General features: G+C 70.8%; 17 protein-coding genes. 15 read left to right on the forward strand and 2 right to left on the reverse strand.

Features of this window, described 5'->3' with window-relative positions:
* Nucleotides 1–106: 106 nt before the first annotated feature.
* The 13 genes from ACTWP8_RS32645 (at nucleotide 107) to ACTWP8_RS32705 (ending at nucleotide 11,603) form a co-directional block, all read left to right on the forward strand.
* On the forward strand, nucleotides 107–1,816 hold the full coding sequence (locus tag ACTWP8_RS32645) for a hydrogenase maturation protein (RefSeq protein WP_443325693.1): 1,710 nt from the start codon (nucleotides 107–109) through the stop codon (nucleotides 1,814–1,816).
* Between the two features lie 119 nt (nucleotides 1,817–1,935).
* The gene (locus ACTWP8_RS32650) at nucleotides 1,936–2,985 is read left to right on the forward strand and encodes a hydrogenase expression protein HypE (protein ID WP_443325694.1); all 1,050 of its coding nucleotides are present in this window, start codon (nucleotides 1,936–1,938) and stop codon (nucleotides 2,983–2,985) included.
* 22 nt (nucleotides 2,986–3,007) lie between these two features.
* Nucleotides 3,008–4,798: a nickel-dependent hydrogenase large subunit gene (locus ACTWP8_RS32655; RefSeq protein ID WP_443325695.1), complete on the forward strand. Its 1,791-nt coding sequence runs from the start codon at nucleotides 3,008–3,010 to the stop codon at nucleotides 4,796–4,798.
* Nucleotides 4,799–4,808: 10 nt separating this feature from the next.
* Nucleotides 4,809–5,426: a NifU family protein gene (locus ACTWP8_RS32660; RefSeq protein WP_443325696.1), complete on the forward strand. Its 618-nt coding sequence runs from the start codon at nucleotides 4,809–4,811 to the stop codon at nucleotides 5,424–5,426.
* Complete coding sequence (locus ACTWP8_RS32665; protein WP_443325697.1) at nucleotides 5,423–6,190, forward strand: DUF5947 family protein; 768 nt, start codon at nucleotides 5,423–5,425, stop codon at nucleotides 6,188–6,190. Before ACTWP8_RS32660 ends, ACTWP8_RS32665 begins: the two co-directional genes overlap by 4 nt.
* Entirely contained in the window at nucleotides 6,175–6,381 is a 207-nt protein-coding gene (locus ACTWP8_RS32670) for a hypothetical protein (RefSeq protein WP_443319110.1), read from the forward strand. The genes ACTWP8_RS32665 and ACTWP8_RS32670 overlap by 16 nt, the downstream gene beginning before the upstream one ends.
* The gene (locus tag ACTWP8_RS32675; RefSeq protein WP_443325698.1) at nucleotides 6,378–7,139 is read left to right on the forward strand and encodes a DUF6084 family protein; all 762 of its coding nucleotides are present in this window, start codon (nucleotides 6,378–6,380) and stop codon (nucleotides 7,137–7,139) included. Before ACTWP8_RS32670 ends, ACTWP8_RS32675 begins: the two co-directional genes overlap by 4 nt.
* On the forward strand, nucleotides 7,127–8,227 hold the full coding sequence (locus ACTWP8_RS32680) for a hypothetical protein (protein ID WP_443325699.1): 1,101 nt from the start codon (nucleotides 7,127–7,129) through the stop codon (nucleotides 8,225–8,227). Before ACTWP8_RS32675 ends, ACTWP8_RS32680 begins: the two co-directional genes overlap by 13 nt.
* Nucleotides 8,224–9,090 (forward strand): hydrogenase maturation protease, encoded by an 867-nt coding sequence (locus tag ACTWP8_RS32685; RefSeq protein ID WP_443325700.1) that lies wholly within the window; start codon nucleotides 8,224–8,226, stop codon nucleotides 9,088–9,090. The genes ACTWP8_RS32680 and ACTWP8_RS32685 overlap by 4 nt, the downstream gene beginning before the upstream one ends.
* Nucleotides 9,087–9,218: a DUF6893 family small protein gene (locus ACTWP8_RS32690; protein ID WP_443319106.1), complete on the forward strand. Its 132-nt coding sequence runs from the start codon at nucleotides 9,087–9,089 to the stop codon at nucleotides 9,216–9,218. The genes ACTWP8_RS32685 and ACTWP8_RS32690 overlap by 4 nt, the downstream gene beginning before the upstream one ends.
* Before the next feature lie 65 nt (nucleotides 9,219–9,283).
* Nucleotides 9,284–9,673: a universal stress protein gene (locus ACTWP8_RS32695; RefSeq protein WP_443325701.1), complete on the forward strand. Its 390-nt coding sequence runs from the start codon at nucleotides 9,284–9,286 to the stop codon at nucleotides 9,671–9,673.
* A 297-nt stretch (nucleotides 9,674–9,970) separates the two neighbouring features.
* Entirely contained in the window at nucleotides 9,971–11,341 is a 1,371-nt protein-coding gene (locus ACTWP8_RS32700; protein WP_443325702.1) for a tannase/feruloyl esterase family alpha/beta hydrolase, read from the forward strand.
* Between the two features lie 76 nt (nucleotides 11,342–11,417).
* Nucleotides 11,418–11,603 carry a hypothetical protein gene (locus ACTWP8_RS32705; protein WP_443325703.1) on the forward strand — a complete coding sequence of 62 codons (186 nt, stop codon included), beginning with the start codon at nucleotides 11,418–11,420 and terminating at the stop codon, nucleotides 11,601–11,603.
* A 99-nt stretch (nucleotides 11,604–11,702) separates the two neighbouring features.
* On the opposite strand, the gene ACTWP8_RS32710 is transcribed toward ACTWP8_RS32705, so the two are convergent.
* Nucleotides 11,703–12,578: a universal stress protein gene (locus ACTWP8_RS32710; protein ID WP_443325704.1), complete on the reverse strand. Its 876-nt coding sequence runs from the start codon at nucleotides 12,576–12,578 to the stop codon at nucleotides 11,703–11,705.
* A 256-nt stretch (nucleotides 12,579–12,834) separates the two neighbouring features.
* Between ACTWP8_RS32710 and ACTWP8_RS32715 the strand changes: the two genes are divergently transcribed.
* Nucleotides 12,835–13,518: a CBS domain-containing protein gene (locus tag ACTWP8_RS32715; RefSeq protein ID WP_443325705.1), complete on the forward strand. Its 684-nt coding sequence runs from the start codon at nucleotides 12,835–12,837 to the stop codon at nucleotides 13,516–13,518.
* 449 nt (nucleotides 13,519–13,967) lie between these two features.
* The gene (locus ACTWP8_RS32720) at nucleotides 13,968–14,162 is read left to right on the forward strand and encodes a hypothetical protein (RefSeq protein WP_443319100.1); all 195 of its coding nucleotides are present in this window, start codon (nucleotides 13,968–13,970) and stop codon (nucleotides 14,160–14,162) included.
* Between the two features lie 146 nt (nucleotides 14,163–14,308).
* On the opposite strand, the gene ACTWP8_RS32725 is transcribed toward ACTWP8_RS32720, so the two are convergent.
* The coding region (locus tag ACTWP8_RS32725) for an Ig-like domain-containing protein (protein ID WP_443325706.1) at nucleotides 14,309–15,039 on the reverse strand (731 nt) is incomplete at its 5' end.

Raw genomic sequence — 15,039 nt, forward strand, 5'->3', positions numbered from 1 at the left:
GCGCATCGGGCGCGTCCCGGGCCCTGCATGGCGTCCCTTGGGAGAGCATCACCTTCCGTGTCCGGCGTCCACCGTGTCGCAGAGTGGCACCGGCCCAGGAGGCGTGATGCACATCCTGCTCGTCGCGAGCGCGTTCAACAGCCTGACCCAGCGGGTCTTCGCCGAACTCCGGGACCGCGGTCACACGGTCGCGGCGGAGCCGGTACGCGGTGACGCGTCCCTGCGTGAGGCCGTGCGCAGGCACGCTCCGGAGCTCGTCATCGCCCCCATGCTCAAGACCGCGATCCCCGAGGACGTGTGGTCCGCGCACACCTGCCTGATCGTGCACCCGGGGCCGCCCGGTGACCGCGGTCCGTCTTCGCTCGACTGGGCCCTGCAGGAAGGCGCCGGGTGGTGGGGGGTGACGGTGCTTCAGGCGGTCGCGGAGATGGATGCGGGCCCCGTCTGGGCCTCGGCGCCCTTCCCCGTTCCGGCGTCCGGCAAGAGCGACGTATACCGGGGCGAGGCCTCCGATGCCGCACTCGAAGCGGTCCTGCAAGCCGTGGAGCGCTTCGCCTCGGGCACGTACACCCCACGGCCCCAGGACGCGACCGAGCATGGCCTGCGCCCGTATCTCCACCAGGATCTGCGCCGGATCGACTGGTCGTCGGAGCCCACCGAGATTGTGCTGCGCAAGCTGCGCGCCGCCGACTCCCACCCCGGGGTGCTCGACGCGTTCCTCGGCGGCGAGTGGTATCTGCACGGCGGCCACCCGGAGGACCGGCTCGTCGGCAGGCCCGGCCAGGTGCTGGCCACCCGGTGCGGTGCGATCTGCCGGGCGACGGTCGACGGCGCGGTGTGGATCCCGCAGCTGCGCGCCAAGCGCCGGCCGGGGGGCGAGAAGACGTTCAAGCTGCCGGCCGTCCAGGCCCTCGGTGACCGGCTGCGGGACGTTCCGGAGCTGACCGCGGAGCTGTGGAAGCCCAGCCGCCACCGCACCTGGGCCGACATCCGCTACGACGAGCGCGCGAGCGTCGGCTTCCTGCGCTTCTCCTTCCCCGGCGGGGCCACGAGCACCGACCACTGCCGGCGGCTGCTGGCCGCCTACCGGCTGGCCTGCTCCCGGCCGACGGACGTCGTCGTCCTCGGAGCCACGAGGGACTTCTTCTCCAACGGCATCCACCTGGGCGTCATCGAGGCCGCCGCCGACCCCGCGCAGGAGTCCTGGGCCAACATCCAGGCCATGGACGACCTCGTGGAGGCGGTTCTGACCACCACCGACCGGCTGGTCGTCTCCGCGCTCGGCGGCAACGCCGCGGCCGGCGGAGCGATGCTGGCGCTGGCGGCGGACGAGGTCTGGTGCCGGGCGGGCACGGTGCTCAATCCGCACTACCGGCTCATGGGCCTGCACGGATCCGAGTACTGGACGTACACCCTGCCGCGCCGGGTGGGGGCGCGCGAAGCGGAGCGGCTGACCCGGGAGGCGCTGCCCGTGAGCGCGGCGAGTGCCCTGCGGACCGGACTGGTCGACCGAGTAGTGGCCTGCGGCCCGGAGGAGTTCTTCGGGGAGGTCACCCGGCTGGCCGCGGGCCTGGCCACCTCGGCGCGGCTGCACGCGCGGATCACGGAGAAGAAGGCCGTACGGGAACGCGAGGAAGCCGCCAAACCGCTCCGCGCCTACCGGGCCGAGGAGCTGGAGCGCATGCGGCTGACCTTCTTCGACGCGGCCGCGCCGTACCACGCCCTCAGGTCGGCCTTCGTACGAAAGGAGCAGGCCACCCGTACGCCGGAGTACCTGCCGGATGAGGCAGAGCAACGCAGTGTGTCCGAGTTGTGAGTGATTGCATGGAATGTAAGCCTCTTCTGGGGTGACGGTCAGCCGACCGGCGCCCGTACCCGCTGCCCTTGGCAGAAGGGGCGTCCGCGCCTGCGGGGCCCGGAAAGGAAGGCGCGATGATGACCGACGTGTCAGCCGCTCGTGGTGTCGACGAGGTGCACATTCTGTGGACCTCGGAGGGGATGAGCTGCGACGGGGACACCGTCTCGGTCACCGCCGCGTCCCTGCCGAGCCTCGAGGACGTCGTGCTGGGAGCGATCCCCGGTCTCCCCAAGGTGCACCTGCACAACAAGGTGCTGGCCTACGAGACCGGTGACGACTTCATGCAGGCCTTCCACCAGGCCGCGCGGGGCGAACTGGGGCCGTATGTCTTCGTCGTGGAGGGCTCCATCCCGAACGAGCGGATCAACGGCGACGGTTACTGGACCTCGATGGGCAACGACCCGGACACCGGCGAGCCGATCACCTTCAACCAGTGGATCGACCGTCTCGCGCCGCAGGCCTACGCCGTCGTGGCGGCCGGGACCTGCGCCACGTACGGCGGCATCCACGCCATGGCCGGCAACCCCACGGGCTGCATGGGCCTCGCCGACTATCTGGGCTGGGACTTCCGCTCCGCGGGCGGGCTGCCGATCGTCAACGTTCCCGGCTGCCCCGTCCAGCCCGACAACTTCATGGAGACCCTCACCTGGGTGCTGTATCAGGCCGCGGGGATGGCGCCGCCGATTCCGCTGGACGAGCAGCTCCGCCCGACCTGGCTGTTCGGCAAGACCGTGCACGAGGGCTGCGACCGGGCCGCCTACTACGAGCAGGGCGACTTCGCCAAGGACTACAACTCGCCCAAGTGCCAGGTGAAGGTCGGCTGCTGGGGCCCGGTGGTGAACTGCAACGTCACCAAGCGCGGCTGGATGGACGGCATCGGCGGCTGCCCCAACGTCGGCGGCGTCTGCATCGGCTGCACCATGCCCGGCTTCCCCGACAAGTTCATGCCGTTCATGGACGAGCCACCGGGCGGCGCCCTGTCGTCCACGGTGCTCAGCTCCACCTACGGGCCGCTCGTACGGACGCTGCGGTCCATCACCAACCGCGCCGCGAACCGGGAACCGAAGTGGCGCCACAACCGTCCCGAGCTGACCTCCGGCTTCTCGCCGCGCTGGTCCGGCCGCTGACCATGCGCGAAAGGACCGTCCTGTGACGACGAGCCAGACCATCCCGACCGGACAGCGCACCCTCACCGATGTCGCGTTCGACCCCATCACCCGGATCGTCGGCAATCTGGGCATCTACACGAAGATCGACTTCAACAACCGCGAAGTCGTCGAGTGCCGCAGCACATCCTCCGTCTTCCGCGGCTACAGCGTCTTCATGAAGGGCAAGGACCCGCGGGACGCCCACTTCATCACCAGCCGCATCTGCGGCATCTGCGGGGACAATCACGCCGTCTGTTCGGTGTACGCACAGAACATGGCCTACGGGGTGAAGCCTCCGCCGCTCGCGGACTGGATGATCAACCTCGGCGAAGCCGCGGAGTACATGTTCGACCACACGATCTTCCAGGACAACATGGTCTTCGTCGACTACTGCGAACGCATGGTCAGGGAGACCAACCCGGGCGTTCTGGAGCAGGCCGAGCGGACCCCGGCTCCCGGCGCCGACCTGCACGGCCACAGGACCGTGGCCGACATCATGCGGTCCTACAACCCCTTCGAGGGCGCGACGTACAAGGAGGCGCTCGTCATGAGCCGCCTCACCCGCGAGATGATCTGCCTGATGGAGGGTCGGCACGTCCACCCCTCCACGCTCTACCCCGGCGGTGTCGGCACGGTCGCCACCCCGCAGGTCTTCACCGACTATCTCGTCCGGCTGACGCGGTGCCTCGACTTCGTCAAGCGGACCGTCGCCATGAACGACGACGTCTTCGACTTCTTCTACGAGGCGCTGCCGGGCTACGAGGAGGTCGGCCGCCGCCGGACGCTGCTCGGCTGCTGGGGCGCCTTCCAGGACCCCGAGATCGTCGACTACGACTACCGGCGGATGAACGAGTGGGGCAACGCCATGTTCGTCACCCCCGGCATCGTCGTCGACAACGAGCTGGTCACCACCGACCTGGTCGACATCAACCTGGGCATGCGCATCCTGCTCGGCAGCTCGTACTACGAGGACTGGGCCGGCGAGCAGACCTTCGTCGACAAGGATCCGCTCGGCAACCCCGTGGACAAGCGGCACCCGTGGAACCAGACCACGCTGCCCGCACCGCAGAAGCGCGATCTGGGAGAGGGCGGCAAGTACAGCTGGGTGATGAGCCCCCGGTGGTACGACCGGCGCACGGGTGACCATCTCGCTCTGGACACCGGCGGCGGGCCGATCGCCCGGCTGTGGTCCACCGCACTGGCCGGCAAAGTCCGCACGCCCTATGTCCGTTCCACCGGGCACAGCGTGGAGATCGACCTGCCGAAGACCCCCGGCACGCCGGAGGTCCACCTGGAGTGGAAGCCCCCGCCGTTCCCCAACACCATCGAGCGCAACCGGGCCCGGATGTACTTCGTGGCCTATGCCGCCGCGATGGCCCTCTACTTCGTGGACCGGGGCCTGGAGGAGGTCCGGGCCGGACGCACCAAGACCTTCCAGGACTTCAAGGTGCCGAAGGAGGCCATCGGCGTGGGCTTCCACGAGGCCGTGCGCGGTGTGCTCTCCCACCACCTGGTCATCCGTGACAGCAAGATCGCGAACTACCACCCGTACCCGCCGACCCCCTGGAATGCCAGCCCCCGGGACTCCTATGGAACCCCCGGGCCGTACGAGGACGCGGTCCAGGGCTGTCCGGTCTTCGAGGAGAACGGCCCGGACAACTTCAAGGGCATCGACATCATGCGCACCGTGCGCAGCTTCGACCCGTGCCTGCCCTGCGGCGTGCACATGTACCTCGGCGGCGGGCGCACCCTCAAGCAGATGCACTCCCCGACATTCGGCGCGGTCGGGTAGGGCCGCCGGGATGCCATGGGATGACGAGCACGCACGCGCGCAGGTGGCCAGGGCCGAGGAGTTGCTGGCCGGTCTGGAGACCCTGCCGGACAGTGCCGCGGCCGCACGGGCCGTCGAGACCGTCGAGGCGCTGGTCGGCCTCTACGGTGACTGCCTCGCCAGGGTCATCGAGTACGCGGCCGAAACCGCGGACACCGACGGAGCGGGAGAGGCCGACGACGGCACGGCCGCCGGCCGTACGGGTCTCAGCGGTCTGCTGGACCGGCTCGCGGCCGACGAACTCGTCGGCCATCTGCTGCTCGTGCACGACCTGCACCCCGACCCGGTGGAGACCCGGGTGCGGAGAGCGCTGGATGAGGTGGGCCGCCATGTGCGGTCGCAGGGCTGCGAGTTGGAGCTGCTGGAGCTGTCGGACACGGCCGTACGGATCCGGCTCGAGCGCCGCGGCCACGGCTGCTCGTCTGCCCAGGAACCGGCAGAGCAGGCCGTACGGGATGCCATCGCCGGAGCAGCGCCCGAGATCCTCGACGTCGGGATCGAGAGCGGCCCGGAGCCGGTGCCGGAGACCCTCATCCCGGTGGAGGCGCTGTTCCAGGGCCGGACGCCCGCGGGACGGAGTGCCGGATGAGCCCCGCGACGACGCACTTCGCCGCACCCCGCCTGCGGCGCCTCGCGCACCACGCCATTCGCCCCGGCGGGACCGGCGGGACTGGCGGCATTGGCGGGACCACGGTCCCGGAGGCGGGGGGAGGGCACCCCCGCCAGACTGGCCACGATGGCCCGGAGCGGTGCGACCTGTGCGCCGAGCCGATCGACCAGGCACACCGTCACCTGCTCGACCTGCACACGGGCGCCATGTCCTGCGCCTGCCGCGCCTGCTCCCTGCTCTTCGACCGGCAGGAGGCGGGAGGAGCGCTCCCCCAGACTCCGTCCGGGAGGTACCGCCTCCGGCTCCTGCCGCGGCGCAGGCTGCGGCTGGACGGCTGTGACATCGACGAGATGCTCTGGGCCGGTCTGGGCATCCCTGTCGACCTCGCATTCTTTACGCGCAGCGGGTCGTCGGGGGAGGTCTCGGCCGGCTATCCGAGCCCGCTGGGCACCATGCGTTCCACGGTGGATCCGCACAGCTGGCGCGAGCTGGAGGCCTCCCACCCGGCTCTGAGCACGATGGCGGAGGACGTCGAAGCTCTGCTGGTGAACCAGGCCGACGGCGCTCGGGAGCACTGGCTGGTGCCTCTGGACGACTGCTACCGGCTGGTGGCCGTGGTGCGCGCACACTGGAAGGGACTGGGTGGTGGTCCCCAGGTGTGGGAGCAGGTCAGATCCTTCTTCGATGAACTCTCCACCGACTTCCGAACCACGACCGAGGAGGCGTCATGGGCATCACCGTAGGCAAGCCCGACGTACAGCTCGACAAGGCGGCACACGTCAGAGGGGTCCGGCGCGGCAACCACAGGGGCGTCATCAAGTACCACCCCGGGCATCTGCCCGATGACCGCTCGACGGCCCGCCGGTCCACCGGGATCAACGCCAGGCACCGGGAACCCGTGATGCCCGACATGCCGAACCTGTCCCCGGCGTGACGGTGACGGACCGTACGGCGGCGCGCCACGCGATCCCGGACCTGGCTTTCGCGATCACCGGTGTGGAGCCGGAGCGCTACGCCGCGGTTCCGACGCTGCGCTTCCGGCTGGAGATCACCCGCGCCGGCGGCGGCCCAGTGGACTCGGTCAGCCTGACGACGGCGATCTTGATCGACGCGGCCCGGCGCCGCTACGGCCCGGAGGCCCGGCGGGCCCTGACCGAGCTCTTCGGCGAGCCGCAGCGGTGGGGCAGCACCATGCGCCCCCTTCACTGGGCGCGGACGACGGTGGTCGTGCCGCCGTTCGACAGGGGCACCGCAGTCGACATCACGGTGCCGTGCCCGTACGACATCGAGTTGGGTGTGACCAAGTACCTGCGCGCCGTCCGGGACGGGGACGTGCCCCTGAACTTCCTCTTCGGCGGCACCGTCTTCTTCCGGGCCGCCGAGGGACCGCTGCGGACCGCCCAGATCTCCTGGACCAAGGACACCGCGTACGGACTGCCCGCCGACCTGTGGCACGAGCTGATCGACCGGTACTTCGGCGGCAGTCCCTGGCTGCGGCTGTCCAGGGAGACCTACGACCGGCTCGACGCCTTCCGGGCGCGTGAAGTGCTCGGCGGCTGGGACGACACGATCCGCGGCCTGCTCGAGAGGGCCGCCCTCCAGGAAACCCCCGCGAAAGCCCTCACGGAAACCCGTACGGAAACCCTCGGGGAAGCCACGACCACCGGAACCGGAGCGCCATGCACACCGTAGAAAAGGCCGCGGAGACGGCCGTGGAGAAGATCGTGCGCACCTGCCTCTACGAGGGCTACCTGCTCTGGCCGTACCGCAGGTCCGCGCTGAAGAACGCCAAGCGCTGGACCTTCGGCGGGGTCTTCCCGCAGGCGTGCGCCGCCGAGCTCGGTGAACAGAGCGTGATGCAGACCCAGGTCCTCTTCGACACCGGTCATGCGGAGGGGAGCGCGGCCGATGTGGATGTGTCGATCCGCGTACGGTTTCTGCAGGTCGTCGACCGTGGTGTCGTCCGGGAAGGACCGGACGGACCGCAGCCCGTCGACGAGCTGACCGTGGACGGAGAGCGTTACCTCGCCTGGCAGGAGGCCGTCGAACGCGAGGTGCTCGTCCCCGTGACACTGCCCGCGGGCCTGCGGGATCCCGCCACGGCCGCCATCGACTTCCCCGCGGGCACCGATCGTGAGCCACTGGTCGACGCGTCGGGCCGCCACGTCGGCAGTCTCGTCCGCAGCCGGCGGCCGCTCACCGGCACGGTGGAAGTGGGCGCTGTGCGTGTCGCGGACGGCGTGCACCGGCTGACGGTGCGGATCGAGAACACCACGCCGTATCCCGGTCCGGAGGCCGGCGCGCCCAACGCCCGGGAGGAGGCCGCCGCGTACGCCTTCGTCTCCACTCACACGCTGCTGCACAGCGACGCCGGACGCTTCGTCTCCCTCATCGACCCGCCGGCCCGCCTGTGCGCCCTCGCCGCGGCCTGCGACAACCGGGGCACCTGGCCCGTACTCGTGGACGACGGCGAGGGCCGCCCCCCAGGAGCGCGGCGGGACAGCACACCAGGCGCGCACACGGTGCTGTCGTCCCCCGTCACCCTGTACGACTTTCCGGCGGTGGCCCCGGAGAGCCCCGGAGACCTCTTCGACGGGACGGAGATCGACCAGTTGCTCGTCCTCAGCGTGCTGAGCCTGACCGAGGAGGAGCAGGCGGAGGCCCGGGCCTGCGACCCCAGAGCGCGGGAGATCCTCGACCGCTGCGCGGGGCTGAGCCCTGACGAACTGATCGGCCTGCACGGGACCATCCGCGAGTTCCGGCCCTCGGAGGACGCGTGAGTGGGCAGCTGTCCGGTGACGCCGTGTCACCCGGGATCGGGAAGACCGTGACCGTGGACGGGGTTCCGCTGCGTCCGGGGAGCCGGGTGCGGCTGAGGCCGTCCGGCGGGGCCGACATCTTCGATCTCGCACTCGCCGGGCGCATCGCCGAAGTAGTCGGCGTGGAGGAGGATTTCGAGGGCCGGATCCACGTCGCGGTCGTCCTGGAAGGGGACCCGGGACGCGACTTCGGGGGGAATGGGCAGATCGGTCACCGCTTCTTCTTCTCGCCCGGGGAACTGGATCCGGCCGGGCCCGCCACTCAGGGGACGGGTGCACCCCCTCGCCCGCGCATCCTGGTCGCCGGCATCGGAAATGTCTTTATGGCCGATGACGGATTCGGCCCGGCCGTGGCCGCCGCTCTGAGCCGGCGGACGCTTCCCGACGGCGTCCACGTAGTGGACTTCGGCATTCGCGGAATGGACCTCGCCTACCGGCTGCTCGAGGGCTACGACGCCGCTCTGCTCGTGGATGCCGCCCCCAGAGGGGAGCGCCCCGGCACGCTGTCGGTCATCGAGCCCGATATCGAGGACATGGAAGGCGCCCCCGAGACGCACGCCATGGACCCGGTCAAGGTCCTGGCACTCGCCCGCCACCTCAGCGACGGCAGCGACGGACCGCTGCCCCGCATCCTCGTCGTCGGTTGCGAGCCCGCGGTGCGGATGACCGGTGACGAGCCGGATGTGCTGGTGGAGCTCAGCGAACCCGTTCAGCGGGCGGTCGAGGAGGCGGTACGGCTCGTCGAGTCGCTGGTGGCGGAGCTGCTGGAGGAAGCGCCTGCCACCGCACCGGGCACTCTGGGAGAGGAGGTGATTCCTCGATGAGGAACGGCATCTTCATCCCGGCGATCGTGGTGCGCATCGCCGTCGGCGCACTGGCCGCCGCGGCGGTCGCGGTGGTCCTGTCAGAAGCCCCGGAGGCCTGGCGCTACATCAAGATGGAGACGATGTGACGACGTAGGGCGGCCCGGGGTTCACTGAGCTGAACGCCCCCTCCTGGGAGGGGCTGTTCAGCTCAGTGAACCCCGGGCCGTCGGCGTCACACGCCTGGGCCGAGCCGCCCCAGACAGCGCGTACCGCCCAGGAGCCCGAGGGGCGCAGGCGCGGCGCGAAGCGGATCCTGCGCGAGGCCGAGGCGCATCCCGCGGCCCGCCACCCGGAGGTGTCGATCTCCGCCGAGCAGGTCGCGGAGACGGCCGTCACGGTCCTCGTGGCCCGCGGCGCGACGTCGGAGATGCTGGTGCTCGGCTCGCGCGGGCGGGGCGTCGTGTCCGGCCGGCTTCTCGGTTCCGCCGGCGGCAGGTGCTCGCGCGGGCCTGGAGCCCGCCGGCCGTGTTCGCGTACAGCCCGGGGTCGCTGCAGCTCCGCGCCCGCCGAGGCACCTCCAGACGTCCCTTCCGGTCCCTGATCGGGCCTGAGGGACCGGCCATTGGGAACTTTCGGCACGCCGACGTGGGCCGGACGTCACCACGTTCGGCCGCGCGGTCGCAGCTACGTGGGGAACCACCACCACGTGCCCCGACGGCATGGGGGCTTGCTCCGTGGCCGGCCCGCCGGGCGGCACTGACGATGTGCGCGGCGGAACTCGCACCCGTACAGCACGTCGTGCTGCCTCGCCGGGCGCGTCCCCGGCACGACGCTCCCGGGCCGGCTCGCCTGCGAGGAACTGATCGCCGATCCGCTACTCGTCCGAGGAGGCCCACCCGTGCACCTGTCCAGACACCTCGCACCGGCCGCAGCCGCGCTCCTCGCCGTGGCCACGCTCGGCGGTCCGGCCGCCCTGGCCACCGGAAGTGCGCACAGCCACTGCGCACGCCAGGACCGCATCGCCGTGCCCGGCGCGCAGCACCAGACAGCGGCCTGCCTGGACGACATGACCACCGCTGCGCTCACCGGCACCCAGTACACCGACTCCACGGACTGGGCCTCGCTGACGGCGAAGGGCACCGAGAACCCCTCGGGCGTTCCGGGCATCCAGGTCGACGGCTACTTCCCGGACTCCTCGCATCTGAACCCCACGCACGGCTGGAACCACGACGCGCAGTTCGTCATCCGGCTGCCGGAGCGCTGGAACGGCGGGCTGGTGGTGACCGGCGCGCCCGGCACGCGCAAGCAGTACTCCCTGGACCCCCTCATCTCCGACTGGGCCCTGGCCAAGGGCTACGCCTTCGCCTCGACCGACAAGGGCAACAGCGGACCGGACTTCTACACCGACGGGGACCGGCCCGGCGACGCGATCGCCGAATGGCACCGGCGTACCACCCAACTCACCCGCGCCGCCAGGGCCGTGGCCGAGCAGACTTACGGGCACGCTCCGCGCCGCACCTACATGACCGGCATCTCCAACGGCGGTTACCTCACCCGCTGGCAGCTGGAGAACCACCCCGAGCTGTACGACGGCGGGGCGGACTGGGAGGGCGCGCTGTGGACGCCGGAGGGACCCAATCTCTTCACCTACCTGCCGACCGGCGTCGCCCACCAGGCGGGCCGCGCCACCCACGACGACATGATCGCCGCCGGCTACGCCCCCGGCACGGAATTCCTGTGGCCGTACCACGAGGCCGTCTACTGGGGGCTGACGCAGAAGGTCTACCGGGCCGAGTTCGACCCCTCGTACGACCCCGACTGCCCTGGCGCGTCGGCCGGTTCGACGATCGCGGAGATCCTCGCCCCCTGCGCCTCGGACGCGTCGTACGACTACGCCGCCCGCCCGCGGTCCGTGCACCGGGCGGTCGAACGGATCTCGTTGACCGGCCGGATCGGCAAGCCCATGATCACTCTGCACGGTGACCTGGACGCGCTGCTGCCGATCGCGACCGACTCCGACGTCTACGCGGACATGATCGCCGACCGGCATCGCGCCCGGCTGCACCGCTCCTACACGGTCGAGGGCGGCACGCACGTCGACGGCCTCTACGACACCCACCCGGACCGGCTCCGCCCCATCCTGCCCTGCTACCGCACCGCCTTCGACGTCCTCACCGACTGGGTCGAGCGCCACGCGGCCCCGCCCGCCGGCGGCACCGTCCCCAAGCCCGCTTCAGGCGACGTCGTCAACTCCTGCTCACTGCGCTGACCCGCGCCCAGCAGGAGAGCTCCGGATCAGTGCCATGCCCCGGACCTGCTCCACCGTGGTCGCGACGTTCCGGAGGATGGCGACCAGATCGGTCCGGGTGTGCCCGGTCGCGGGCGGGGCCTCGGCCATGCCTGCCGACTCCAGTGCGGTGCTGGAGCGGGCCCGCGAGCGCGGCGAGATCCGCAAGGTGGCCGACCTGGAGGCCGCTGTCTCGGCCCTGCTCGGCCCGTTCTCCGCCGACTACATGGCCGGGCGGGGATAAACCGACTCGTTCGGTACAGAAAACCGGCGCGGCTCACGGTGGCAGCGCAGCGGGTCGCCGCGGAGCGCCCCGGCTCGGGCCCATGGGCGATGCACTCCCTCATGCCCGCTGCGGGATGACGGCGACCGGGCAGTCGGAGTGGTGCAGCAGGGCGTGGATGACCCGGCCGAGCTGGAGACCGGAGTGGCCGTGCTGCCGCAGGGCGCCGACGACCAGCAGGTCGGCGTCGGCCGATTTGTTCAAAAGGACCTTGTGGGCCGGGCCCTCGATGACCTCGCGGTGCCAGACGGTCCGGCTGTGGTCGCGTACGGCCTGGTTCAGCGCGTCGGTGAGGACGGCCGAGGCCTGGTCCTCGTGGACCTGGACGGCGTCGTCGGCGATCAGGGGGTGGTCCACGTGCTCGTGAGCCGGGCGGCGCCAGGCCCGCACGGCGAAAAGCGGGCAGCCGCGCACCTCGGCCTCGCGGAAGGCGAACCGTACGGCGGCCGAGCCCTCGGTGGTGTCGCCGACCCCCAGAACGATCCGGTGGAAGGTCCCCCGCTGGTTCAGACCCGCACCGCGGACCACGATCACCGGGCATGTGGCGCGGCCCGCCATGGAGAGGCTGACGGAGCCCAGCAGCATCCCGGCGAGCTCGCTCCGGCCGCGGGACCCCGTCACCAGGGCGAAGGCCTCCCGGCCCGCACTCAGCAGCGCGGTCACGGCGTCATCAGGCAGCACCTCGCTCGACACCCTCACCTCGGGGTTGCGCAGCCGGGCCCGTTCCGCGGAGGAGGCGGTGATGTGCCCGGCCAGCTCCTCTTTGGTGGGGCGGTCGGTACCGAGGGACGGCCGGCCTCCTTCGTAGCGCTCCCACCGGGAGGCATGGACCAGGTGCAGGGGCAGCCCGTGGAGGGCCGCCTCGTCCACGGCCCAGTCCAGGGCCTGCAGGCTGAACTCCGATCCGTCGACACCCACGACCAGCGGGAGTTCCATGGTCCCCACCGCCCTTCGCTCCGGCTGACGGGAGGTACTCCGGGTACCCCCGTGGGCACGCTCGCACCGCCCGGGTCAGGGCCGGTCGGCCCACCTCCGTGCCCCTTCAGACCCTGGGGCCGGGCCACTTCTCGCCGGATGCTGGAGGTGACGGCTGGAGCAGGGGGCTGGGCGGCTCCGTCTGCGAGCGGGAGCCAGGCCCCGACCCACCGGACGTCGAACCGATCCGACGAAGCAGCGGGGAGGAGGAGGCTCCATGCCTGAGACCCCGTACATCGTGAGCGATGTGATGACACGGACCGTGGTCGCCGTGGGCCGCGACGCGCCCTTCAAGGAGATCGTCAGGACCATGGAGCGGTGGAAGGTCAGCGCGCTGCCGGTCCTTGAGGGCGAAGGGCGGGTCATCGGGGTCGTCTCCGAGGCGGACCTGCTGCCCAAGGAGGAGTTCCGCGACAGCGACCCGAGCCGCGGCGAGCAACTGCGACGCCTGTCCGATCTGGCCAAGGCGGGAGCGGTGACCGCGGAAGAGCTCATGAGCGCACCCGCCGTGACCGTCCACCCGAGCGCAACTCTGGCCCAGGCGGCCCGGATCATGGCCGTACGGCACGTCAAGCGGCTGCCCGTCATCGATGACGAGGGCATGCTGCAGGGCGTCGTCAGCCGAGGCGATCTGCTCAAGATCTTCCTGCGGTCGGACGAGGACATCGCGGAGGAGGTCCGCCGCACGGTCGTGGCCTACCTCTTCCCCGGCCTCGCCCGGCCCGTGCACGTCGACGTGAACGAGGGAGTCGTCACCCTCAGCGGGCAGATCCGGGACACCTCGCTCATCTCGGTGGCGGCGCGCCTGGTACGAGCCGTGGAGGGGGTCGTGGACGTCGAGTGCCACCTCAGGGGTGAGCCCGGCGCCCCTACCGGGACCGGATCCGGACCCACGTCCTGACCACGAGCGCGGACCCTTCCGGGCCCGTGTGCGGGCCCTTCGCGGCCCGTGTCACATCCAGGAGTCACCTCGGGCGGCGTGATCGACAGCGTGGCCTGCCTGGACGTGTCGGACGGCCGGATCACCGAGATCCGCGTCATCAGCAACCCCGACAAGCTCCGCCACGTCATCCCGCCTTAAGGATCAGGGGGACGCGCCTGAGGCTCGATGTCGAGGACGTCCCGCACCGTAAGCCGCCGGAGTCGCTGCCGGATCGTGGGCCGCATGAGCATATGGGCGGTTTGGGGTACTTGCGGTGATGGGGAGTCCTGGACCGAGGCGGTGGTCCAGCAATCGCCCTCCGCGTACACCTCGCGGAGCCCATGGTCCTGCACCGGACCTGCACCGGAAATTGAGTTGCCCGGCCGCACCGAGTTCCTGGTCGGACGGACGGAGTGAGGAGGCCCGTCATGACTGAGAAGGTTGCCCCGAACGTGCACGAACGGTTGCGCCTCCTGGAGTCCCAGGTCCAGACCCTGGCCCAGGCCGTCCGGGCACTCGCGGAGGGCCTGGAGGAGATCCCGTCCCAGGACACCGAGATGGAGGAAGAGGCAGCCCGAGGCGCGCGGCTCGCGCACGAACTCCTGCTCTCCCAAGGGCTGTAGACCAGGAGTCGGTCGACGAGAGCGGGTGGTCTACGGTCGCGGGCTTTCGGCATCCGGAAAGCTGGTGGGTGAATACGAGCGCCGGGCCTGCCCCGTGGGGCAGGCCCGGCGCCGTCCTGCAGTGCAGGACCGTAGTGGCTGGCAGATTACAGAACGGTGTGGCTGTCGCTGTCACTGGAGCCGAGGTACTGGCCGTCGCCGGCGTAGGTGCCGGTGATGGTGTCGGCCCCCGACACGGTGAGCGCGTTGGTGGTGGTGGTCGCGACGCCGCTGCCGTCCAGAGGCACCCCGGTCAGCGTCACCGAGTTGGCGCCGGTGACGACGAAGTCGACGGTCCCCGTGGGGACCCCGGCGCCGGGGGCCACAGGTTGTACGGCGGCGGTCAAGGTGACCGTCTCTCCAGATGTCGACGGGTCCGGGAAGGAGGTGACGGTCATGGTCGTCTGGGCGGCGTTGACGGTCTGGGTGTCGGTGCCGTTGGAGGTGTTGAAGTTTCCGTCGCCGGTGTAGGTGGCGGTGATGGTGTGTGTGCCGACGGCGAGGGTGCTGTCGGTGACGGTGGCGGTGCCGCCGGTGAGTGTTGCGGTTTGGGTTGCGCCGCCGTCGATCTGGTAGGTGACGGTGCCGGTGGGGGTGCCTGCGCCGGGTGGGTTGGCGGTGACGGCGAAGGTGATGGTGGCTGTTTCGCCGAAGTCGGTGGGGTCGGGTGCGGTGGTGACGGTGGTGGTGGTGTCGGCTGCGGTGACGGTGTGGGTGTCGGTGCCGTTGGAGGTGTTGAAGTTTCCGTCGCCGGTGTAGGTGGCGGTGATGGTGTGTGTGCCGACGGCGAGGGTGCTGTCGGTGACGGTGGCGGTGCCGCCGGTGAGTGTTGCGGTTT

Origin of the sequence: Streptomyces sp. 7N604 (genome assembly GCF_052245475.1) — a bacterium.
GTDB lineage: Bacteria > Actinomycetota > Actinomycetes > Streptomycetales > Streptomycetaceae > Streptomyces.

Bases quoted from the DNA above. Each gene is read 5' to 3' on its own strand.
- ACTWP8_RS32645 (WP_443325693.1), top strand. From the start codon at position 107: ATGCACATCCTGCTCGTCGCGAGCGCGTTCAACAGCCTGACCCAGCGG.
- ACTWP8_RS32650 (WP_443325694.1), top strand. From the start codon at position 1,936: ATGACCGACGTGTCAGCCGCTCGTGGTGTCGACGAGGTGCACATTCTG.
- ACTWP8_RS32660 (WP_443325696.1), top strand. From the start codon at position 4,809: ATGCCATGGGATGACGAGCACGCACGCGCGCAGGTGGCCAGGGCCGAG.
- ACTWP8_RS32665 (WP_443325697.1), top strand. From the start codon at position 5,423: ATGAGCCCCGCGACGACGCACTTCGCCGCACCCCGCCTGCGGCGCCTC.
- ACTWP8_RS32670 (WP_443319110.1), top strand. From the start codon at position 6,175: ATGGGCATCACCGTAGGCAAGCCCGACGTACAGCTCGACAAGGCGGCA.
- ACTWP8_RS32680 (WP_443325699.1), top strand. From the start codon at position 7,127: ATGCACACCGTAGAAAAGGCCGCGGAGACGGCCGTGGAGAAGATCGTG.
- ACTWP8_RS32690 (WP_443319106.1), top strand. From the start codon at position 9,087: ATGAGGAACGGCATCTTCATCCCGGCGATCGTGGTGCGCATCGCCGTC.
- ACTWP8_RS32705 (WP_443325703.1), top strand. From the start codon at position 11,418: ATGGCGACCAGATCGGTCCGGGTGTGCCCGGTCGCGGGCGGGGCCTCG.
- ACTWP8_RS32710 (WP_443325704.1), bottom strand. From the start codon at position 12,578: ATGGAACTCCCGCTGGTCGTGGGTGTCGACGGATCGGAGTTCAGCCTG.
- ACTWP8_RS32715 (WP_443325705.1), top strand. From the start codon at position 12,835: ATGCCTGAGACCCCGTACATCGTGAGCGATGTGATGACACGGACCGTG.
- ACTWP8_RS32720 (WP_443319100.1), top strand. From the start codon at position 13,968: ATGACTGAGAAGGTTGCCCCGAACGTGCACGAACGGTTGCGCCTCCTG.